Origin of the sequence: Halomonas eurihalina, from assembly GCF_008274785.1 — a bacterium.
Classification (GTDB): Bacteria; Pseudomonadota; Gammaproteobacteria; order Pseudomonadales; family Halomonadaceae; genus Halomonas; species Halomonas eurihalina.
Genome location: NZ_VTPU01000002.1, coordinates 151,550 through 173,528 on the forward strand (window position 1 = coordinate 151,550; position 21,979 = coordinate 173,528).

Below are 21,979 nucleotides of genomic sequence, written 5' to 3' on the forward strand. Positions count from 1 at the left end.
GGATATTGCCTTATACAGGCAGGCATTTCATTGAAAAATGCAAGTCATTGAATTGTCCACGATTGCCGGGGAGGACTTCCCATGAAGACACAGGTCGCCATTATCGGTGCCGGGCCCTCGGGCCTGTTGCTGGGACAATTGCTGCAGCGCCAGGGCATCGACAACGTCATCCTCGAGCGCCGCTCAGGGGAATACGTGCTCGGCCGCATTCGCGCCGGAGTGCTGGAACAGGGCATGGTCGACCTGCTGCGCGAGGCTGGCGTCGACGAACGCATGGATGCCGAGGGCCTGCCTCATGACGGTGTCGAACTGGCCTTCGACAACCGTCGGGTGCGTATCGACCTGGCCGGCCTGACCGGCGGCAAGCAGGTGATGGTCTACGGCCAGACCGAGGTGACCCGCGACCTGATGGCGGCGCGCCAGGCGACTGGTGGCACGACGCTCTATGAAGTCGATGACGTCCAGCCTCACGATCTCGACACCGAATGCCCCTATGTCACCTTCGTCGACAAGCACGGCGAAACGCAGCGCCTCGATTGCGATTATGTGGCGGGCTGCGATGGCTATCACGGCGTGTCGCGCCGGACGATTCCCAAGGATCGTATCAAGGAATTCGAGCGCATCTATCCCTTTGGCTGGCTGGGGCTGCTGTCCGATACACCGCCGGTCGCCGACGAGTTGATCTATGCCCGTCACGAGCGTGGTTTCGCACTGTGCAGCATGCGCTCCGAGACCCGCAGTCGCTATTACCTCCAGGTGCCGCTGGAGGAGAAGGTCGAGGACTGGTCGGACGAACGTTTCTGGGAAGAACTCAAGCGGCGCGTTCCCGAGGACGTGGCGGCGAAACTGGTCACCGGCCCCTCCCTGGAGAAGAGCATCGCCCCGCTGCGCAGCTTTGTTGTTGAGCCCATGCAATACGGCCGGCTTTTCCTGGTGGGCGATGCCGCGCATATCGTGCCGCCGACCGGGGCCAAGGGGCTCAATCTCGCGGCCAGCGACGTCAACAGCCTCTATCGGCTACTGGTCAAGGTCTACCACGAGGGTCGCACCGACCTGATCCCGAACTACTCCCGAACCTGCCTGAAGCGTATCTGGAAGGCCGAGCGTTTCTCCTGGTGGATGACCTCGATGCTGCACAAATTCTCCGACGAGGAAGACTTCGGCAGCCGCATGCAGCAGGCCGAGCTCGATTACGTGACCGGCTCCGAGGCGGGCCTAACCACCATCGCGGAGAATTATGTGGGCCTGCCCTACGAGCCGCTGGAATAGCCAGAACCGAGCATTCTTCGATGTCATTCGCGAAGGCCGGGGGACTAAGCAAGGCAGTCTGTAGCTGCTGGCCGGGCGGCATCGAGGCGAACGGTGATCCTCCGTGTGTGCAAAGAGCGTGGCTCGATCCTGGGCCAGTGGCGTCATGCCGCGCGTATCGCTGAGATCAATCCTGCCCATCGCCCGCTGCAACTATCTGCGTTTTCAGGCGGCCTCATGAAGAAGCAGGGGACATTCGCGAAGACCGGGGCCCAAAGGGGCTTTTCCCGCTGTCAGCCGAGCATGCGTGCTCTGGATCGATGGCAGTGGTGCGTGACATCGTCGGCCGTACAGGGAGATCATATCGAACGTCGGGGCCGCTCCGCGCCCTACCGTGAGTCGAGGAATGGTGATGCGAGGATGGCTGGGACTCTTGTTGGGCCTGCTTCTGGCGGGCTGCGATCAGACGCCCACCGGTCGTCAGCAGTTGGCGCTGGTGCCCGATACGCTGATGTCGCAGATGGGGGCGGATGCCTTCGAACAGATGCGCCAGCAGGGGCCTATCGCCACCGGGGCCACGATCAATCGGCGGGTGGAATGCGTGGCCGAGGCTCTGGTGGCCGCGGCGCGTCGCCGGTATCCGGAGGCGGAGATGCCCGACGACTGGCGGGTGGTGGTCTTCGATCGCTCGTCTCCCAATGCCTTCGCCTTGCCGGGCGGTCGCATCGGTGTGCATGCCGGCCTGTTGAGGGTGGCTGAATCACCGTCTCAACTGGCGGCGGTGATCGGGCACGAAATCGGACATGTCCTGGCCGATCATGGAAACGAGCGCATGACTCAGCAATTGGGCATCAAGGCGGCGTTGCTGCTGGTTGGCCTGCTGGGCGAGGGCGAGCTTGCTCAGGAACCGTTGCAGCGTGCGCTGGGCATCGGGGCTCGGTTGGGCATTGCCTTGCCCTTCAGTCGCACCCATGAGGAAGAGGCCGACCTGATGGGCCTGATGATCATGGCCGAGGCGGGCTTCGATCCCGCCCAGAGCGTGGCGCTGTGGCGCAACATGGCCGTCGCCGGGGGCGACCAGCCGCCGGAATTCCTGTCGACCCACCCGGCACACGAATCACGCATCGAGCTGTTGCAGAAACACCTGCCGGAGGCACGAGACATCCGTGAAACGGCGGCGCCTTCGACCTGTGCGTGATGCCGCCCCTGGGGCGACAAGCCCGACATGGCCGGTTAAGGTGGCGAAGGCTTGTCTTCGCAACTCGGTAGTCGTCCATGGATGATCATCTATCCCCCTTCCAGTTATTGATCCTGGTGCTGTCGATCTATGTGCTCGGCGCGCTGGCGGTGGACGTGTTGTTCACCCTGTCGCCCGAGATGTCGCGCCTGTTGCACTATATCGATCTGTTCGTCTGCCTGTTCTTCTTTGCTGATTTCTGCATTCGTTTTCGAGCCGCGCGCGACAAGTGGCGCTTCATGCGCTGGGGCTGGATCGACCTGGTGGCGAGCATTCCCGCCGGCTGGCTGTTCGCCGGCCGCCTGGTGCGCGTTGTGCAGGTCATTCGTCTGCTGAGGGCGATCAAGTCGCTGCACATGATCTGGCGAGTGCTGTTCCGCAACCGCGCCAAAGGGTTCTTCGTCTCGGTCACCACGGCGACCCTGCTGCTGGTGGCCTTCGGTTCCATGACGATCCTGATGGTGGAAGGGCCCAACCCGGAGAGCAGCATCGACACCGCCGAGGAGGCGCTGTGGTGGGCCTTCGTCACAGTCACCACCGTGGGCTATGGGGACTATTATCCGATCACCACACTGGGACGTATCGTGGCGGTCATGCTGATGGTCGCCGGGGTTGGCATGTTCGGCAGCTTCGCCGCCTATGTCGGCTCGCTGTTCGTCGAGGAACAGGACGACGAAAACGCGCGTCAGCACCGCGCCAGTCGTGAGTTGATCCGCGACCTGTATGGCGAGATCCAGGCGCTTCGCCAGGAGGTCGCGGCCCTCAGGGATGAGCGTGATCCGCCCTCCGGCGAGCGTTGATCAGGGATAGCGTCCGGTCCGACGATTTTCCACCAGCACCTCCAGAATGGCGTTGGCTTCCTGCATCACCGGCGAAGGGGGCTCACCCTTGCGTCGGCTGCAGATGATTGGCGTGGTGATGTGCTATTCGGCGAGGTAGGCGTAGCTGATGCCGTCTCGCTGCTGGCGCTTGACCTGCTCTGGAACCAGTGTGATACCCAGGTCCGAGACGACTAGACCGAGCGCCGTCTGCATCTCGTTGGCTTCCTGGGCGATCTTCGCCTTCAGGCCGCGTCGCCGGAACATGCCGAGCACCGTGTCGGCCATGCTCGGGCGCGGCGTGGCCGGGAACAGGATCAGCGGATACTCGGCCAGTTCCGCCATGCTCGGCGTGGTGCCTTCCAAGGGGTGGCCGTGGGGCATGGCCACCATCAAGGGCTCCTCGAAGAGTATTTCCTGCTCGATCTCGGGGTCGTCGATGCGCAGGCGTCCGAAGCCGATGTCGATGCGTCCCGCCTTTAGCGCCTGGATCTGCTGGATCGAGGTCAGCTCGACCAGCGTCAACTCCACGTCATCCTTTTGTCGCAAACCGCGTACCAGCAGCGGTAGTTGTCCGTAGAACAAGGAGGGCACGAAGCCGATGCCGAACAACTCGCGGTGGCTGCGGGCGATTCGCCGAGTGGCGGTGACTGTGGTGTCGACCTTTTCGAGTATTTGCAGCGCATGCTCATGGAAGAACTGGCCTGCTGCCGTCAGGGTCAGCCCTCGAGGGCCGCGTTCGAACAGTCTGGCACCGATTTCTGACTCCAACTGATTGATTTGTCGAGTCAAAGGGGGTTGCGCCATGTGTAATCTAGCAGCTGCTCGCGTCATGTTCAGCTCCTCGGCTGCGACGCAGAAGTAGCGTAGATGGCGTAGCTCCATGATACCTCCAGGGTATGGCCAGGCACTCAAACCATATTGGTTCCCTGTGCGGCACGCAATCAGACTGCGCCTTACACCTTCAGTCTGGTTTTGCATCGGGAGCCCACATGCCTGCCGTGATCGAGTCCATCGAGACCCTGCTGGTCGACCTGCCGACCATCCGACCGCACAAGCTGTCGATGACCACCATGGCCTGCCAGACGCTGGTCATCGTGCGCATGCGTCATTCCGATGGCATTGAGGGCCTGGGCGAGGGCACCACCATTGGGGGACTGAGCTACGGCCCCGAGAGCCCGGAAAGCATCAAGCTCCATATCGATACCTATCTGGCGCCGTTGCTGATCGGCGAGCCCTCCGGTGCCATTAACCACCTGCGGGCTCGACTGGACAGCCAAGCTCGCGGCAACGCCATCGCCAAGTCGGCGCTCGAGACTGCGCTGCTGGATGCCCAGGGAAAGCGGCTGGGCGTGTCGGTGGCCACCTTGCTGGGAGGGAGCCGCCACGTGCACTTGCCGGTGCTCTGGACCCTGGCCAGTGGCGATACCCGCAAGGATATCGACGAGGCGGAGCAACGCCTCAATGACCGTCGCCACTGTGATTTCAAGCTCAAGATAGGCGCCAATGCCGTGGATGAGGACGTGCGCCACGTGGCCGCCATCAAAGCTGCACTGGGCGACCGGGCCGGCGTGCGGGTCGACGTCAACCAGGCCTGGGACGAGGCCACCGCGGTGCGCGGCATTGCCGCCCTGCAAGACGCTGGCGTCGAACTGATCGAACAACCCATCCCGGCCCGGGACCATGACGGGCTGGTTCGTCTGGCCGATCGATTCCGGGTACCGCTGCTGGCCGACGAGGCGGTGGCCGATGCCCGCGATGGCATGACGCTGGCCACGGCCGGCTTCAGCGGCGCCGTTGCCCTGAAGATCGCCAAATCGGCCGGGCCACGTGGAGCCCTGGCGCTGGCGGAGGTGGCCAGGGCGGCCGGCCACGGCCTCTACGGCGGCACCATGCTGGAGGGCACCATCGGTACCGCCGCCTCGTTGCACGCCTGGTCGACCCTGGGGGAATTGCGTTGGGGCACCGAAATGTTCGGCCCCCTGCTGCTCCGGGACGACATCGTGACCACGCCGCTGGACTACCACGAATTCGGCGTCGATCTGCCGTCTGGCCCCGGGCTCGGCCTCGCCCTCGATGAAGACAAGCTCGCCCACTACGCCCGCCCGGCGTGAACGGACCCGTTTCAAGCATCCATGAGGATTGGAGGATAGACATGCTGTTTCAGGTGGAAATGACCGTGAAGTTGCCGCCGGACATGCCGGCCGAACAGGCCGCCGAGATCAAGGCGACCGAGAAGGCTTACTCCCAGGAGCTTCAGCGGGCCGGCAAGTGGCGCCACCTGTGGCGGGTCGCCGGCAGCTACTCGAACGTCAGCATCTTCGATGTCGACGACAACGCCGAATTGCAGGACATCGTCTCGAACCTGCCGCTGTTTCCCTACATGGCCATCAGCGTGAAACCGCTGTGCCGTCACCCATCGTCGATCCGCGACGACGACCACTGAGCGGCGCCGACGGACGACATCACAAGAAAAACGACAATGACGAGGAGAGCACACCATGAGCGTCACCATCTTCGATACCCCGGAGGTTCAGGACTTCCTGAAGACCGTCAGTGGACTCGAGCAGGCGGGCGGTAATGAACGAGCCAAGCAGATCATGCACCGACTGCTTTCGGACCTGTACCGACTGATCGACGACTTCGATGTCACGCCCGAGGAATACTGGTCCACCGTCAGCCTGCTCAACGCCCTGGGCGGCGAAACCCAGTTTGGCCTGCTGTCGCCGGGCCTGGGATTCGACCATTACCTGGACATGCGCCAGGACGCCATCGACGCCGAGGCCCGGCGTACCGGCGGTACGCCACGCACCATCGAGGGGCCGCTCTACGTGGCCGGCGCCCCGGAGACGGAAGGTTTCGCACGCATGGATGACGGTGAGGATCGGGATGGAGAGCCCATGTGGTTGACCGGCCAGGTACGAGGTACCGACGGTCAGCCGATCGCTGGCGCCAAGGTCGAGATCTGGCATGCCGATTCCAAGGGGGGCTACTCCTTCTTCGACCCGAGCCAGAGCGAGTACAACCTGCGTCGCACGATCTATACCGACGCCGAGGGACGCTACACCGCGCAGAGCATCATCCCCTCCGGCTACGGCGTTCCGGAAGGCGCGCCGACCGATCAGGTGCTCAAGTCGCTGGGTCGCCATGGCGAGCGTCCGGCGCATATCCACTACTTCATCTCGGCGCCGGGGCATCAGCATCTGACCACCCAGATCAACCTGGCCGGCGACCCCTACACCTATGACGACTTCGCCTTTGCCACCCGTGAGGAACTCGTCGTCGAGGGCAGGCGCATCGAGGACGCAGAAGAGGCGAGCCGACGCGGTCTGGAAGGCCCCTTCACTGAAGTGACGTTCGATGTCGAGCTGTCGGTGACCGACGACCAGGCGCTGCAGCATCGCCACGCCCGCCCGCGTGCCAAGGAAGACGAGCAGGATCAGGCCAGCCAGCTGGCGGGTAGTGCCAGGGTCTGATCTGCATCTGCTCCTGACAGGCTCCGACGACAAAGACGACAAGATATCGAGGTATTGGATCATGACCAGCAAACTTGACCGGCTTGAGAAGCGCGTCCGTGGTGCCGTCGAGGACGACGCCGAGGCTGGTACCTTCCGAGTGCATCGCAGCATCTTTACCGATCCCGAGTTCTTCGAACTCGAGATGAAGCATGTCTTCGAAGGCAACTGGATGTTCCTGGCCCACGAAAGCCAGGTTGTCGAGCCGGGCGACTACATGACCGTGACCCTGGGCCGCCAGCCGGTGATCGTCACCCGTGACAAGGCCGGTGAGCTGCATGCCCTGATCAACGCCTGCGCTCATCGTGGCGCCACCCTGTGCCGCAAGAAGCGCGGCAACAAGGGCACCTTTACCTGCCCTTTCCACGGCTGGACCTTCAAGAACGACGGCCGCCTGCTCAAGGCCAAGAACGAGAAGACCGGTGCCTATCCGGAGACCTTCAAGCAGGAGGGCTCCCATGATCTCAAGCGCTTGCCGAAATTCGAGAGCTACAAGGGCTTTCTGTTCGGCAGCTTGAGCGCTGACGTGGTGCCGCTGGAGGAGTACCTGGGCGAGACTCGAAAGATCATCGACAACATCGTCGACCAGGCGCCGGAAGGCCTGGAGATCCTGCGTGGCACTTCGTCGTACACCTTCAACGGCAACTGGAAGCTGGGTGCGGAGAACGGTGCCGATGGTTACCACGTCAGCACCGTGCACTGGAACTACGCCTCGACCATGGATCGCCGCAACTACGACGCTGGCGGCACTCAGGCGGTGGACGCCGACGGCTGGTCGAAGAGTCAGGGCGGTTTCTATTCCTATGAGAATGGCCACATGATGCTGTGGACACGACTGCTCAACCCCGAGGTGCGTCCGGTCTACACCCAGAAGGAGTGGATCGAGGAGCAGTTCGGTGAAGCTCGGGCCGATTCCATCGTCAACCAGACCCGCAATCTCTGTCTCTACCCCAACGTCTACCTGATGGACCAGTTCTCTACCCAGATCCGGGTGATCCGCCCGCTGTCCGTGGACAAGAGCGAGGTCACCATCTACTGCTTCGCGCCCAAGGGTGAGTCGGCCGAGAACCGCCGGGTGCGCATCCGCCAGTACGAGGATTTCTTCAACGTCTCGGGCATGGGAACGCCGGACGACCTGGAAGAGTTCCGTGCCTGCCAGAACGGTTATCAAGGGCTGGACGCCGAGTGGAACGACCTCAGCCGTGGCGCCAGGCAGTGGATTGAGGGCGCCGACGACAACGCTCGGGAGATCGACATGAAGCCGCTGCTGAGCGGGGCCTCCCCGGAAGACGAAGGCCTCTATGTGCTGCACCACAAGCACTGGGTCGAGGAAATGCTGCGCGCCATCGACAAGGAACGCAGCCAGTTCATTGCCACCGAGCCCGTCAGCGAGTCGGCCTGAGTGCCTCGTGACCGATAACAAGGGGAGCACACCATGAGCATCACATTCGAGGATATCCAGGCCTTCGTACACCGCGAGGCACGCCTGCTCGACGACCGCCAGTGGGACGACTGGCTCGAGTGCTATCACCCGGACGTGGAGTTCTGGATGCCGGCCTGGGACGACGACGACAGGTTGACCGAGGACCCGCACAGCGAGATCTCGCTGATCTATTACCCGAATCGGGAAGGGCTCGAGGACCGGGTCTATCGGATCAAGACCGAGCGCAGCGGGGCGACCAGCATCCCCGAGCCGCGTACCACGCACCTGATCAGCAATCTGGAAGTGCTGAAGCAGGAAGGGAGCGAGGTGGCGCTGCGCTTCAATTGGCACACCTTGAGCCATCGCTACCAGCAGACCAACCAGTTCTTCGGGGCATCCTTCTACACCCTGGATGTGTCGGGAGAGACGCTGCAGATCACCCGCAAGAAGGTGGTGCTGAACAACGATTACATCCATCAGGTCATCGACGTCTACCACATCTGATCGGGACGCATGGACCTGAGAGGGAGGAGAACGATCATGAGCTACACCATTGCCCTCAACTTCGAGGACGGCGTGACCCGCTTCATTGGCTGCAATGACGGAGAAACCGTGCTCGATGCCGCCTATCGGCAGAGGGTCAATCTGCCGATGGACTGCTCCGACGGTGTCTGCGGCACCTGCAAGGGACACTGCGAGCAAGGTGCCTTCGACCTGGGAGACGAGTACCTGGATGAAGCGCTGTCCGACGAGGAGGCTGCCGAGGGGCAGGTGCTGACCTGCCAGATGGTACCGTCCTCCGACTGCGTCATTCAGGTGCCGGTCGCGTCCCGCCTGTGCAAGACCGAGGTGGGCAAGGTCGAGGGAACCTTGGTATCCGTCGAACCGCTTTCCGAGGACAGCATCGAGCTGGCGATCGACCTGGAGGACGGTGCCGAGCTGGCTTTCCTGCCCGGCCAGTATATCCACATCGATGTGCCTGGCACCGGCGAACACCGCTCCTATTCCTTCAGCTCCCGACCGGGCGATTCGCGGGTCACTTTTCTGATCCGCAATGTGCCGAACGGCTTGATGAGTGGCTACCTCACCGATCGAGCGGCGCCGGGCGAGCGCCTTGCCATGACCGGTCCGATGGGAAGCTTCTATCTGCGCGAGATCACTCGCCCGGTGCTGATGCTGGCCGGCGGGACCGGCCTGGCACCCTTTCTTTCGATGCTCGAACAGTTGGCCCAGCAGCAGGAAGAAGGGCAGGGGAGTGAGCCGCCGGTTCACCTGATCTACGGCGTCAACAAGGACGATCACCTGGTCAAGACGGACGTCCTGGATGCCTTTGTCGAGCGACTCGCGAACTTCACCTACTCCACCGTGGTGGTGGACGAGGGAAGCCAGAATCCGCGCAAGGGTTATGTCACCCATCACATGGATGCCGAGGTGCTCCACGATGGCGATGTCGACGTCTACCTATGCGGGCCGCCGCCCATGGTTGATGCCGTGCTCAGGCACTTCGATGAGCACGGCATCGAGCCGCGCAGCTTCCACTACGAGAAGTTCACCCCCAACCAGGCACCTGGAGAGGCCGCATGAGTGCACAACGCTTCGCCAGCTCGCGTCTTCAGGGCCCTCGTTTTCAGGACCGGGTGATGGTAATCACCGGTGCCGCCCAGGGCATCGGCCGACGCGTCGCAGAATGTGCTGCCGCCGAGGGTGCCCGCCTGGCTCTGGTGGATCGCGCCGACATCGTCCAGGAAGTGGTTGCCGAACTTCGTGAGCAAGGCGCCGAGGCCATCGCCCTGCAGGCCGACCTCGAGACCTGGGAAGGCGCCGAGCGTGTCATGCAGAAGGCCCGCGAGCACTACGGACGTGTCGATATCCTGATCAACAACGTGGGCGGGGCGATCAACTTCAAGCCGTTCACCGAGTTCACTGCCACCGAGGTCTCGGCCGAGATCACCCGATCGCTGATGCCGACGCTGTGGTGCTGCCGAGCGGTACTGCCGACCATGGTGGCGCAGGGCGACGGGGTGATCGTCAACGTCTCGTCGGCGGCGACGCGTGGCATTCACCGTATTCCCTATTCGGCGGCCAAGGGCGGGGTCAACGCCATGACCGCATCACTGGCCTTCGAGTACGCCGAGCATGGCATAAGGGTCGTGGCCACGGCCCCCGGCGGGACCGAAGCCCCGCCGCGGCGCATCTCTCGGGGTACGCCTGAGCCGCGTGACGAGACGGAGCAGGCCTGGTTCCAGGCGCATATCGACCAGACCAGGCAGAGTTGCCTGTTCGGTCGCTACGGCACCCTGGACGAGATGGCCGCGCCGATCCTGTTCATGGCCTCGGACGAGGCCAGCTATATCACCGGCAGTGTGTTGCCGGTGGCCGGGGGAGACCTCGGCTAGGCCGCGCTGAAAAGGCCTGCGTTCGGCGACTTTTCAGTGACTGCCAGACGCCGCCCCGGTAGGGGCGGGACCTGCAAGCCCTGATACCAATGACAACAACATCCGGAGCACAGCATGAAACATATCGAGAAAGGCGTCAGCCTGCGGCATGTGCCGGCTGACTTCATCCGTGACCTCAACGTCGACAACGTCAGCGCGGGGATCGTGGCCGGTCTCTTTGGCATCAGCGCCAGCGTGATCCATGTCGGCGCCGGCACAGCTGCGGGGCTCGACTCGCAGTTCATCATGATCTGGGTCATCGCCTATCTGCTGATCAATGGCCTGTTCGGCTTGGTCATGCCCGCCTACTACAGGCTGCCACTGCCGATGGCCAACTCGATTCCCGGGGCGCTGCTGTTCGCTGCCATCATCCCGGTGGTCGGTGTGGAGGCCGCGCTCGGCGCCTCGCTGATTGCCGGAGCCATTGCGCTGGTGGCCGGGCTCGCCGGGGTGATGGGCATCGTCATGAAGCTGATTCCCATGCCGATCGTCATGGGCATGGTCGGCGGCGTACTGCTCAAGTTCGGCCTCAACATGGTGGCACCGCTGGAGAATGCCATGCTGCCGGCGGCGATCATGATCCTGGCCTTCTTCCTGTCGGCTCGTTTCCTGCGCCGGGTTCCGCCGCTGATCGTGGCCATGCTGGCCGGTATCGCCTACATGGCCTATGCCGGCATCGACTTCTCCGGTGTGGAGCTCTCGGTGACCTTTCCCGAATTCATCGTGCCCACCTTCACCCTGGAAGCTTTTCTGGCCTACGGCCTTCCGCTGGCGCTGATCCTGGTGGGCATGGAGACTCCCGCCGGCGTAGGGCTGGTCAAGGGCATGGGCTACAAGCAGGTGCCGGCCAACGCCATTACTGCGGTAGGCGGCTTCGCGACCATGATCTCTTCCTTCTTCAACCTGCACAGCACCTGCATCGCTGCACCGATGACCGGCATCTGCTCCTCGCCCGAGGCCGGCAGGCTGGATAAACGTTGGGTGGCAGCGGTGATTGCCGGGGCTATCTTCGTGGTGGCCGCGCCTTTCTATGGCTACGTGATCAGCCTGATCAAGGCGATGCCGTCCTACTTCGTGGCCATCGTCGCCGGCCTGGCCCTGCTCAAGGTGATTACCTCGGCGATGTACATGACATTCGCCGGCGGCAAGCACGAGATGGGCGGGCTGTTCGCCTTTTTGATCGCCGCCTCCGGGCTGCAGATACTGGGCATCGGCGCCTCCTTCTGGGCTCTGGTACTGGGCGTGTTAATCTCGCTGATCTTCGAGACCAAGGACTTCGAGTTCATTCGTCAGGTCGTCCACGAGCCCAGCGCCTGAGGACTGGCTATCGCGCGATATCTGATTCTCCGTTGGCCCGTCGCTGCCTGACAGCACGGGTCTTTTTTTCTCGCGGAGCGCCGTTCGGCGTCTCCTCCCGCCATGCCAAGGAACTCTCCATGCGACGCTTCAAGGACTGGTCGATTCCCGCCGTCACCGCCGGTTTCGTGGCGGTGCTGGTCTCCTATGCCGGGCCGCTGGCCATCTTCTTCCAGGCCGCCCAGAGCGCTGACGTCTCGCCGGCGATGATGACCTCCTGGGTCTGGGCGATCTCCATCGGGGCCGCCGTGTCCGGCATCGGACTCAGCCTGTGGCTACGCGTGCCGGTGGTCACGGCCTGGTCGGCGCCGGGCACGGCGCTTTTAGTGACGCTGTTTCCCGAGTTGTCGATCAACGAGGCTGTGGGGGCCTATCTCACCGCGGCGGTGGTGATCCTCGTGATCGGCGTGACGGGCTCCTTCGACCGCATCATCCAGGCGATCCCGCCGGGTATCGCCAGTGCCATGATGGCAGGCATCCTCTTCCAGTTCGGGGTTGGCGTCTTCGAGTCGCTGGCCACGGTGCCGGCGCTGATGATCGGCATGCTGCTGGCCTATCTGGTGTTCAAGCGGTTGACGCCACGCTATTGCCTAGTGCTGTTGCTGATTGTCGGTATCGTGCTGGCCGTGGTGCTGGAAGGAGCGAGCCTCGAGGGCGTCACTGTGCAACTGGCCTCGCCGACCTTTATCCGCCCTGAATGGACCTGGCAGGGCACGCTTGGCCTGGCACTCCCGCTGGTGCTGGTCAGCCTCACTGGTCAGTTTTTGCCCGGCATGGCGATATTGCGGACATCCGGCTATAACACGCCGGCTCGACCGATCGTCACCGTGGCTAGCCTGACCTCGCTGGCGATGGCCTGCTTTGGCGGCATCACCACGGTGATCGCGGCGATCACCGCCGCGATCTGTACCGGCGAGGAGGCCCACAAGGAACCGAGCAAGCGGTACATCGCCGGGGTGGCCAATGGCCTCTTCTACCTGATTGGCGGTACTTTCGCCGGCACTATCGTGCTGTTGTTCACTTCGCTGCCCGGCGAGTTCGTGGCGGTACTGGCGGGGCTGGCGCTGGCGCTGATCGGTGCCATCGCCAGCAACATCAGCGCCTTCGCCGCGCGCAAGGAACATCTCGAGGCCTCGGTGATCACCTTCCTGGCCACCGCCTCGGGTGTGAGCTTCCTGGGACTCGGCTCGGCCTTCTGGGGCGTGGTGATCGGCACCATTGCCTACAACGTCCTGCATCGTCGTCTCGTCGGTCGCGAGGACCCTCAGAAGGTATCCAGCAGCGCGCGTTGAATAAGGTAGTAGGGGGCGCGCTCAGCCCTCGGCGAACATCTCGTGGATCAGTCGGCGCAGCCAGCGATTGCCGGCATCCTGATGGAAACGACGGTGCCAGAACAGGTTGATCGGTACCTCGGGCAGTGCCAGGGGGTGCGGTATGGCGCACAGCCCGAAGCGGTCGGCGGTGGCCTCGGCGAGCTTGTCGGTGACGGTGACCACCAGGTCCGTGCCGCTGATGATATAGGGTACCGCGACGAAGTGAGGCAGTTGCAGGCGGGCCGGGCGGGTGACGCCGCCCTTGGCCAGCCACTCCTCGACCTGGCCGTGACCGGTGCCTTTGGCCTCCACCACTAGATGCTGGGCCGAGACGAAGTCTTCCATCGAGAAGCTCTCCGTTGCCAGAGGGTGATCCTCGCGCATCAGGCAAACGTAGTGCTGCACGAACAGCCGCTGCTGATAGAAGCCGGCATCCAGCTGCGGAATCAGCCCCACCGCCAGGTCGATGCGGCCTTCCTCCATGTCCTGCTTCATGTCGCGCAGATCGCTGCGCACGCTGGCGAGCGAGACCAAGGGGGCCAGTTCGGCCAGCCGCGACATCAGCCGAGGCAGGAAATAGATCTCACCGATGTCGCTCATGGCGATATGGAAGGTGCGCTGGCTGGTGGCAGGGTCGAAATCGTGGGTCAGGTTGAGTGCGTCCTGCAGGCCGGCGAGGCCCTGGGCGACCGGCTCGTGGAGACGCGTGGCGTAGGGCGTCGGCATCAGGCCCTGAGAAGTGCGTTCGAAGAGCTCGTCGTCGAGTAGCGTGCGAAGGCGTTTCAGGGCATGGCTGACCGCGGGTTGGGTCAGACCGAGATGGTCGGCGACGCGCTGGGTGTTGCGATGGCGATAGAGCAGGTCGAACACTACCAGCAGGTTGGTATCGATCTCCGATAGCTTGCGCATGTGGAGGCGGTGTCCGTCGTGTCTGGGCGAGCGAGCATGGGGATAGGTGTTCTTTAGTTTAGACAAAGGTCTTGGGATGCTTCGGTTTCCGGATGCTAACTCGCTGTTTCTTATGATCATTAATGCCGTTTATTCACGGCATGAAGGTCGCTTCGTTGTGACCCACAAAGGTGGGACCTAGCGTGATGCTACCTCATTCATCCCTGACAGGAAGCGATCATGACAACAATGAACTCCAACCCGCACTCCCGAGCATCGCGACTTCGTATCGGCATCGTCGGCGGTGGCATCGGGGGTGTGGCCCTCGCTGTCGGCCTTGCCCGACATCCCGATCTCGACGTCCATCTCTTCGAGGCCGCCGAACGCTTCTCGGAGATCGGTGCCGGGGTCTCGTTTGGGCCCAATGCGGTGCGGGCGATTTCATTGCTTGGCCTGGAGGCAGCTTATCGGGGCATCGCCGATGCCTCGCCGGCGCCTTTCGAGGATGTCTGGTTCGAGTGGCGCCGTGGACAGAACGAGGCCTACCTGACGGCCACGCTGGCTCCTGGCTGTGGACAGTCTTCGGTCCACCGGGCGGATTTTCTGGCCGCCATCGTCGCTCACCTGCCCGAGGGCATCGCCCATTTCGGCAAGCGCTGCCGGATAGTGGAGCAGGATGCTGAGGGCGTCAGCGTCAGCTTCGAGGACGGCAGTACCTTCCGGGGCGATATCCTGATTGGCTACGACGGTATCAAGTCGGCGGTGCGCGAGCATGTGCTACCGGTGGCGAACTACGGCGAGTTCGGACCGCGCTGGAGTGGCACCCAGGCATATCGGGGCCTGGTGCCCGTCGAGCGCTTGTGCCGGGCGATGCGCGAGACGGGCTGTGACGAGCGGTTGGCCTTGGTGCCGCAGATGTACCTGGGGCCCGATCGCCATATCCTGACCTTCCCGGTGAAGCAGGGGACGTTGATCAACGTGGTCGCCTTCGTCACCGATCGCTCCTCGGACGAGCCACAGTTGCCGGAGGGCGCGCCTTGGGTGTCGGAGGTCGACCAGCAGACGATGCTCGACGACTTCCCCGGCTGGGGCGCTGCTTCACGGGCGATTCTCGGTTGCATCGACCACCCGACCCGCTGGGCGCTGCATGAGTTGCCCGAACTGCCGCGCTATGTCCGCGAACGGGTGGTGATCGTCGGTGATGCCGCCCATGCCATGCTGCCTCACCAGGGCGCCGGGGCCGGGCAGGCCCTGGAGGATGCCTATGTACTGGCCAGCTTGCTGGGCGATGCATCCTGTGATCGAGGCAATGTCGCCTCGGTGCTGTCGGCCTTCGAGGCGGTGCGACATGCCAGGACCTGCCGCGTGCAGGCGACGTCCCGTGAGGCGGGGGATATCTACGAGTACGCCGGCGAGGGCATCGGCGATGACGAAATACATCTCGCCGCTGGCCTGGAGCGACGCTTCGACTGGCTCTGGAATCACGATCCGCGTGACGATGTGGCGGCAGCGCGTCGTCGGCTGGACTGGGTAGACAGGCATTCAGCCTGATCCCATCACCAGGTCCTCGCTGGAAGGACGGGGCGAATCAGGAGTTCGAGCGGTCGTCGCGGGTCTCGTAGTCGCCTTCGAGCACCTGATGGTCCCGCGCCCTGTCGTTCGAGCGGGGCTCGCGGTAGGTTTCGCCGCCGATGTCCTGGGCCTGTTCGGCGCGCATTTCCTCCATGCGTTTCTTCATGCGGTGACGCAGGAAGGGCAGCATGGCCCAGCCGATCAGCAGGAATACCAGGCCGATCACGGTGCCGATGATCATCATCACGCCGAAGAACAGCCAGGTGAACAGCAGCTTGATACCGCTGACCTTGCCGCCGGGCTTGGCCTGGCGGGCACGCTGCTGCCACTGTTGCGCGGCGCGCCAGGCGGCATTGCTGCGCGGGTCATTGGGGTTGGGCATGGGAATCTCCATGGTGGCCGGCCGCATCGCGACCGTGCCGTGAATGACTGCCACTTGGAAAGCGCCGCTTCATGAATGTTCCTTGCGGCCAGTCTGCCAGAGTTCGGCGAGGATTTCGTAGCTGCGCAGACGATCCTGTTGTGCGTAGACGTCGGTGTGGATCATCAGCTCGTCGGCACCGGTGGCGTCGAGGAAGGCTTCGAGGCCGTCATGGACGCGCTGGGGGCCGCCGATGACCGCGGCGCCGAAGAACTGCTCGACCTGTGCCTGCTCCAGGGCAGACCAGTCGAGTCGTTCCACCGGCGGCAGGGCCTTGGTGCGGCGACCGCGAATCATGCCGAGAAACTTCTGGCGTGCCGTCGAGGCGAGAAACTCCGCCTGTTCGTCGCTCTCGGCGGCGACCACCGGCAGGCCGACCATCGCATAGGGGGCGTCCAGTACTGAAGAGGGCTGGAAGTTGTCGCGATACAGTCGCAAAGCATCGTGCAACTGAGCCGGGGCGAACTGGGCGGCGAAGGCGAAGGGCAGACCTTCGCGGGCGGCCAGCCGCGCGCTGTAGTCGCTGGAGCCGAGCAGCCAGATTGGCACCTTGGTGCCCTGACCGGGAATGGCGCGCACGCGCTGGTCGGCTCGCTCGTCGTCGAGGAAGCCGCGCAACTCTTCGAGGCGTTGGGGGAAGTCGTCGACGCCGGCGCGCGGGTCGCGACGCATGGCGGCCATGGTGGCACCGTCGGAGCCCGGAGCACGCCCGAGGCCGAGGTCGATGCGGCCCGGGTAGAGCGTTTCCAGGGTGCCGAACTGCTCGGCGATTACCAGGGGCGGGTGATTGGGCAGCATGATGCCACCGCTGCCCACGCGGATATGCGAGGTTCGCTCGGCCAGGTGGCCGATCAGCACGGCGGTGGCGGCGCTGGCGATGCCATCGATGCTGTGGTGTTCGGCGACCCAGTAACGGGTGAAGCCGAGGCGTTCGGTCAGGCGGGCCAGCGCGACGCTCTCGGCGAAGCTGTCGGCGGCGCTGCCGCCCTGCCGGATGGGGGCTAGGTCCAGTACGGAGAGGGGCGTGTCGGCTAGTCGGGGCATGGGGAAGGGCTCCAAAAATTAGCATGCTTTCTTTGTAGGTGAGGGCGACACCAGGAAGAAACAACAGGCCGGCTACGATTTGGAGGCGGTCAATTCGCACGTGCGATGATGCTGATAAGAGATGCGCCGAGCATGTCATGCACCGTACGTTTATTTATACTCATGATATTGGCGTATTTCTTCGCCAGGATGGCGAGATTGGCCACAGGGATGACGGCGGTCGCGCGATGTGACGCGGGCGCTCAAGGGGGTGGAAGAACAATGGCGGGGATGTCGCGGACTCGCAAGCGAACGGGTGCGACTCGGCGGCATGCGCCGAGCCGGCGGTTGCGGTGCGATTGGGCGTGTTTCGATCGCTGGCTGGATCGGATCGTGACGCTGGCCGTGATCACCGCCCTGCTGGTAGGCGGGACGGCGCTGATCCTCAACCTGGTGCTGTGAGAACCGTGGCCGTCGCTCTCCTTGTCATGTCTGGCCGCGATGTCTCCGAGGTTGCTGCTGAGTGATGCAGTGGATGTTGCCACCGCCGAGCAGGATCTCGCGGGCCGGCACGCCGATCACGCGGCGTGTCGGGAACAGCTTCTCGATGATGGCCCTGGCCTCGTCGTCCCTTGCCGGATCGAGCAGCGGCATCACGACCACCGAATTGCCGATGTAGAAGTTCACGTAGGAGCCGGCCATGCGATCGCCGGGCCGGCGCGGATGGGAGTGGCTGAGCCGGTCGATGCCGCTGGCTTCGTCCGCATCGATGGTCAGCGGACCGGGCTGGGGCAGCTTGTGCACTTCGAGCGGTCGCCCCTTGGCATCCCGGGCCTGTTCCAGGATCGCCAGGGCCTCACGGGAGATGGCGTGCTGGGGGTCGGCGGCGTCGTCGGTCCAGCTCAGGGCCACCTCACCGGGGGCGACGAAGCAGCACAGGTTGTCGACGTGGCCGTCGGTCTCGTCCAGATAGCAGCCGCGTGGCAACCAGATGATGGTTTCCACCCCCAGGGTATCGCGCAGTACCTGCTCCATGTTGTCCCGTGAGAGATTCGGGTTGCGATTGGCATTGAGCAGGCACTCCTCGGTGGTGATCAGCGTGCCCTCGCCATCCACGTGGATGGCGCCGCCTTCCAGCACCACCGGCGCCACGAAGCGTTCGACGCCGAGCATCTCGGCGATTTTGGTACGAATGCGGCGATCCTTGTCCCAGGGGAAGTAGAGCCCTCCCTCGAGCCCGCCCCAGGCGTTGAATTCCCAGTCCACCAGAGCTAGCCGGCCATCAGGGTGGGTCAGGAAAGTCGGGCCGACGTCGCGCATCCAGGCGTCGTTGCTGGAAAGCTCCACCACGCGAATGCGGTCGGGCAATTGATTGCGGGCATTTTCGTACTGCTCGTCGTTGACGCCGACGAACACCGTCTCGCTCTCGGCGATGGCTGTGGCGACCTCGACGAAGGCCTGCTGGGCCGGCTTGGCGCCATAGCGCCAGGTGTCGGGACGCTGTGGCCACAGCATCCAGCAGGCGTCGTGGGGCGCGAATTCGGCCGGCATGGAGAAGCCGAGACTGGCAGGTGTGGCAGAGGAGGTTGGCGTGATCATGGGCGCTCTCACAAGTAACCGACGGTCAGGAATACAACGGTAGCGATGGCCGCGGCAATCAGTACATAGGGCAACTGGGTGAGGGCATGGGCCATCGGCGAGCAGCCGCTGCCTTGGGCGGACAGCACTGTTGAGTCGCCGTAGAAGCAGGCGTGGCTGCCGAAGGCGCTGGCCGAGATCAGGGCACCGACCACCAGCGGCATGTCGGCCTGAACGCTCTCTGCCAGTGGCAGCACGATGGGCATGGCCACGGCGAACAGCCCCCAGAAGGAGCCGGTGGCGAAGGCCAGGAAGGCCATGGTGATGAAGACCACCGCCGGTAGCAGCCCGGCCGTCATCAGCGGCTGAACGGTGCCGATCACGAAGTCGGTCAGCCCCAGTACGTCATTGACGTCCTTGAGGGCGAAGCCGGCCACCAGGGTACCCAGCGGCATGATCATGGCCTTGAAGCCTTCCAGGGCAGTGTCGAAGGTGTCGTGGAAGCTCAGCAGGCGTTGCGACAGGATCAGCGTCAGGGTCACCGCGAGCGCCACGATCACTCCGCGCAGGATGTCGATGTCGAAATACCAGGTGAAGAAGATCAGGGTGGCGATGGGCACCAGGAAGTTGAGGAGGTGAGGGCGCGGCTTGCTTTCGTCGACTTCCAGGGCGTTGTCGTCGACCCCGTCGGGCATCGGCTGGCCGGCGTTGGCGCGGGCCTCGGCGGCTTTCATCGGGCCGAGGTTGGGCACCCAGCCCAGCGCCACCAGCGGCACGATGGCGGCGGCCACCCAGGCGTAGAACATGAAGGGAATGGCCTCGATGTACAGGCTCATGCCATTGCCGGTCACGTTGTTCTCCTCGAGCAGGCCGGCGAAGAACACCGCCCAGGTGGAGAAGGGCACCAGGATGCAGATCGGCGCGGCCGTGGAATCGACGATATAGGCCAGTTTCTCCCGGGAGATACCGAAGCGGTCGGTGATCTTCTTCATCGAGGCACTGATGGTCAGGGCATTGAGGTAGTCATCGACGAAGATGATCAGTCCCAGGAACCAGGTGGTCAGAAGGCTCTGGGAACGGCTGTGGATGCGTCGGGTCATGGTATCGCCGAAGCTGAGCACGCCGCCGGTCTTGACCAGCAGGGCGATCAGGCTACCGAACAGGCCGCAGACCAGGATGATCCAGGTGACGGTATCGTTGCCGAGCACGCCGAGCAGGATGTCCGAGCCCTGGGAGACGACATGGATGGGATCGGTCATCAACAGGCCGACCAGGCAGCCGGTCAGCAGCGATTCGATGGTACGTCGTGTCAGGATGGCCATTCCCAGCACCACCAGTGTGGGAATCAGGCTCCAGGCGCCATAGGGTTCCATGGGTCGCTCTCTATTGTCGTTGTTGGTTGACGGGCCCGGCCGAGCGACGACCGGGCGGTCGGTCTTACAGGAAGCCGTCCTCGCGCAGCGTCTCGGTCGCCGCACCGAAGGCCTCGTCGAGGATGTCGACCACGCGATCGACGGTTTCCCGCGTCCAGATCAGCGGGGGAGAGACGATGTTGAGGTGCCCGACCGGTCGGATGATCAGGCCGCGCTGCTGGGCCTCGAAGGCGACCCGGTCACCGACGCGGGCCTCTACTGGCAGCAGCTCCTTGGTTGCCTTGTCGGCCACGTTTTCCAGGCACATCATGAAGTGGCTGCCGCGCACGTCGCCGACGGTGGCGTGGTACGACAGTGTCTTGAGCCGCTCCTCCAGATAGGGGCCCACCTCGCGAACGTTCTTGCAGATGTCCTCGCGCTCGATGATCTCGATGTTCTTGAGCGCCGCCGCGCAGCTTACCGGGTGGCCCGAGTAGGTAAAGCCGGTACTCAACACGCCGCCCTTGCCCTGGGGCGTGCCCAGCACCTCGAAGAGCTCGTCGGAGATCAGGGTCGCGCCCAGCGGGGCGTAGCCCGAGGAAAGCCCCTTGGCGCAGTTGATGATGTCCGGCTGGGTGTCGAACACCTGCTCCGAGGCGAAGAAGTGCCCCAGGCGACCGAAACCGGTGACCACCTCGTCGGCGATGAAGAGGATGTCGTTGGCGCGGCATGCCGCCTGCATGCGCGCATGATACCCCTCGGGCGCCACCAGCACGCCACCGGCCCCCATGATCGGCTCGGCGATAAAGGCGGCGATATTGTCGGCGCCGATGCGTTCGACCACCTCCTCGAATTCGGTCACCAGGTGATCGCAATACTCGGCCTCGCTCATGCCTTCGGGGCGACGATAGCAGTTCGCCTCGCTGAGGTGGGTCACCAGGTGATCGAGGGTGTCGAATTCCCAGTTGTTGCTCGCGATGCCGGTCAGCGTCGCGGCCATGTAGGTCGTGCCGTGATAGGCGTTGTTGCGCGAGATGATGCGCTTCTTGTTCGGCTTGCCCAGGCGGTTGAAGTAGTAGTGCACCAGGCGAATGGTGGCATCGTTGGCTGCCGAACCGCCGCAGCTGTAGAAGACATGGTTGAGGTGGGCCGGCGCCAGCTCGGCGAGCTTGGCGGCCAGTTCGGCGGCCGGTGCGTTGGAGAGGTTGTTGAAGGTCGAGAAGTAGGCCATGCGCGTGGCTTGATCGGCCATGGCCTGGCCGATCTCGGCACGACCGTGACCGACATTGACGCACCACAGCCCGGCGATGCCGTCGATGAAACGGTTGCCCTTGGCATCCTGCACGTAGATGCCGTCGCTGTCGGTGATCAGGTCGCAGCCCTGTTCATGGAAGGTGCTGTAATCGGTGAAGGGGTGGATGAAGTGATCCTTGTCCTTCTGCCACAGGGTCTCGGCATCGAGGACGGGACGGTCGGTCGTCTGACGAGTGCTTGTTGTGGTCATGGCAATACCTCCTGTCGAGTGTCGGCCAGCCTAGCCAGCCCCGACGGTCGGCGAACATATCCTCATTGGGGTATATCGATCTCGGCTCGAGCCTTCGTAAGGTGATTTCACTGCACTCAGTGGCCTCTGATCGCCAAGGCCGCCGTTTGCGTTGTCGTTCGGAGGCTGAACCGTCGACAGGTCTCCGAGGAGGCGCTGTGAACCCTTCCATGGGTGCTACTTTTGCCATCCATGGCAAAAGACCTCCTCTTCGATCTGTCCCCGGCGCCTCTCGACAGTGGGAGAGGCGAGCTTTT

At 63.7% G+C, this 21,979-nt stretch carries 20 protein-coding genes; 13 read left to right on the top strand and 7 right to left on the bottom strand.

The genetic code is table 11. The features are described from left to right. The first annotated feature begins 81 nt into the window (after positions 1-81). From pobA to FZZ93_RS03670, 3 genes are all read left to right on the top strand, one after another. A complete protein-coding gene (gene pobA / locus FZZ93_RS03660; protein WP_149320972.1) occupies positions 82-1,269 on the top strand; it encodes a 4-hydroxybenzoate 3-monooxygenase in 1,188 nt (395 codons plus the stop codon). A 391-nt stretch (positions 1,270-1,660) separates the two neighbouring features. After that, complete coding sequence (locus FZZ93_RS03665) at positions 1,661-2,446, top strand: M48 family metallopeptidase (RefSeq protein WP_149320973.1); 786 nt, start codon at positions 1,661-1,663, stop codon at positions 2,444-2,446. 77 nt (positions 2,447-2,523) lie between these two features. After that, positions 2,524-3,285: an ion transporter gene (locus tag FZZ93_RS03670; RefSeq protein ID WP_149320974.1), complete on the top strand. Its 762-nt coding sequence runs from the start codon at positions 2,524-2,526 to the stop codon at positions 3,283-3,285. A 123-nt stretch (positions 3,286-3,408) separates the two neighbouring features. On the opposite strand, the gene FZZ93_RS03675 is transcribed toward FZZ93_RS03670, so the two are convergent. Then, complete coding sequence (locus tag FZZ93_RS03675) at positions 3,409-4,284, bottom strand: LysR family transcriptional regulator (RefSeq protein WP_342780083.1); 876 nt, start codon at positions 4,282-4,284, stop codon at positions 3,409-3,411. Between the two features lie 11 nt (positions 4,285-4,295). Between FZZ93_RS03675 and FZZ93_RS03680 the strand changes: the two genes are divergently transcribed. The 9 genes from FZZ93_RS03680 (at position 4,296) to FZZ93_RS03720 (ending at position 13,324) form a co-directional block, all read left to right on the top strand. After that, the gene (locus FZZ93_RS03680; RefSeq protein ID WP_149320975.1) at positions 4,296-5,417 is read left to right on the top strand and encodes a muconate/chloromuconate family cycloisomerase; all 1,122 of its coding nucleotides are present in this window, start codon (positions 4,296-4,298) and stop codon (positions 5,415-5,417) included. 41 nt (positions 5,418-5,458) lie between these two features. Beyond that, entirely contained in the window at positions 5,459-5,749 is a 291-nt protein-coding gene (gene catC / locus FZZ93_RS03685; RefSeq protein ID WP_149320976.1) for a muconolactone Delta-isomerase, read from the top strand. A 55-nt stretch (positions 5,750-5,804) separates the two neighbouring features. Then, positions 5,805-6,779 (top strand): catechol 1,2-dioxygenase, encoded by a 975-nt coding sequence (gene catA / locus FZZ93_RS03690; RefSeq protein ID WP_149320977.1) that lies wholly within the window; start codon positions 5,805-5,807, stop codon positions 6,777-6,779. A gap of 61 nt (positions 6,780-6,840) precedes the next feature. After that, complete coding sequence (locus FZZ93_RS03695) at positions 6,841-8,220, top strand: Rieske 2Fe-2S domain-containing protein (RefSeq protein ID WP_149320978.1); 1,380 nt, start codon at positions 6,841-6,843, stop codon at positions 8,218-8,220. Positions 8,221-8,253: 33 nt separating this feature from the next. Next, entirely contained in the window at positions 8,254-8,745 is a 492-nt protein-coding gene (gene benB / locus FZZ93_RS03700) for a benzoate 1,2-dioxygenase small subunit (protein ID WP_149320979.1), read from the top strand. Between the two features lie 36 nt (positions 8,746-8,781). Then, positions 8,782-9,825, top strand: a complete 1,044-nt coding sequence (gene benC, locus FZZ93_RS03705) for a benzoate 1,2-dioxygenase electron transfer component BenC (RefSeq protein ID WP_149320980.1) — start codon at positions 8,782-8,784, stop codon at positions 9,823-9,825. After that, a complete protein-coding gene (gene benD / locus FZZ93_RS03710; RefSeq protein ID WP_149320981.1) occupies positions 9,822-10,637 on the top strand; it encodes a benzoate diol dehydrogenase BenD in 816 nt (271 codons plus the stop codon). Before benC ends, benD begins: the two co-directional genes overlap by 4 nt. 114 nt (positions 10,638-10,751) lie before the next feature. Further along, entirely contained in the window at positions 10,752-11,993 is a 1,242-nt protein-coding gene (locus tag FZZ93_RS03715; protein WP_149320982.1) for a benzoate/H(+) symporter BenE family transporter, read from the top strand. Positions 11,994-12,112: 119 nt separating this feature from the next. After that, positions 12,113-13,324 carry a benzoate/H(+) symporter BenE family transporter gene (locus FZZ93_RS03720; RefSeq protein ID WP_149320983.1) on the top strand — a complete coding sequence of 404 codons (1,212 nt, stop codon included), beginning with the start codon at positions 12,113-12,115 and terminating at the stop codon, positions 13,322-13,324. Positions 13,325-13,345: 21 nt separating this feature from the next. Here FZZ93_RS03720 and FZZ93_RS03725 read toward each other — a convergent pair whose 3' ends face one another. Continuing rightward, entirely contained in the window at positions 13,346-14,254 is a 909-nt protein-coding gene (locus tag FZZ93_RS03725) for a LysR family transcriptional regulator (RefSeq protein WP_149320984.1), read from the bottom strand. 219 nt (positions 14,255-14,473) lie between these two features. On the opposite strand from FZZ93_RS03725, the gene salA reads away from it, so the two are divergent. Continuing rightward, complete coding sequence (salA, locus tag FZZ93_RS03730) at positions 14,474-15,784, top strand: salicylate 1-monooxygenase (protein WP_223111761.1); 1,311 nt, start codon at positions 14,474-14,476, stop codon at positions 15,782-15,784. A 37-nt stretch (positions 15,785-15,821) separates the two neighbouring features. Here salA and FZZ93_RS03735 read toward each other — a convergent pair whose 3' ends face one another. The 5 genes from FZZ93_RS03735 to FZZ93_RS03755 form a co-directional block, all read right to left on the bottom strand. After that, positions 15,822-16,187: a hypothetical protein gene (locus FZZ93_RS03735; RefSeq protein WP_149320985.1), complete on the bottom strand. Its 366-nt coding sequence runs from the start codon at positions 16,185-16,187 to the stop codon at positions 15,822-15,824. A gap of 69 nt (positions 16,188-16,256) precedes the next feature. Continuing rightward, complete coding sequence (locus FZZ93_RS03740) at positions 16,257-17,270, bottom strand: LLM class flavin-dependent oxidoreductase (protein WP_149320986.1); 1,014 nt, start codon at positions 17,268-17,270, stop codon at positions 16,257-16,259. Positions 17,271-17,735: 465 nt separating this feature from the next. After that, positions 17,736-18,848 carry an agmatine deiminase gene (aguA, locus tag FZZ93_RS03745; RefSeq protein WP_149320987.1) on the bottom strand — a complete coding sequence of 371 codons (1,113 nt, stop codon included), beginning with the start codon at positions 18,846-18,848 and terminating at the stop codon, positions 17,736-17,738. 8 nt (positions 18,849-18,856) lie between these two features. Next, entirely contained in the window at positions 18,857-20,200 is a 1,344-nt protein-coding gene (locus FZZ93_RS03750) for a Na+/H+ antiporter NhaC family protein (protein ID WP_149320988.1), read from the bottom strand. A 64-nt stretch (positions 20,201-20,264) separates the two neighbouring features. Beyond that, positions 20,265-21,683: an aminotransferase gene (locus tag FZZ93_RS03755; protein ID WP_149320989.1), complete on the bottom strand. Its 1,419-nt coding sequence runs from the start codon at positions 21,681-21,683 to the stop codon at positions 20,265-20,267. Positions 21,684-21,979 lie beyond the last annotated feature (296 nt).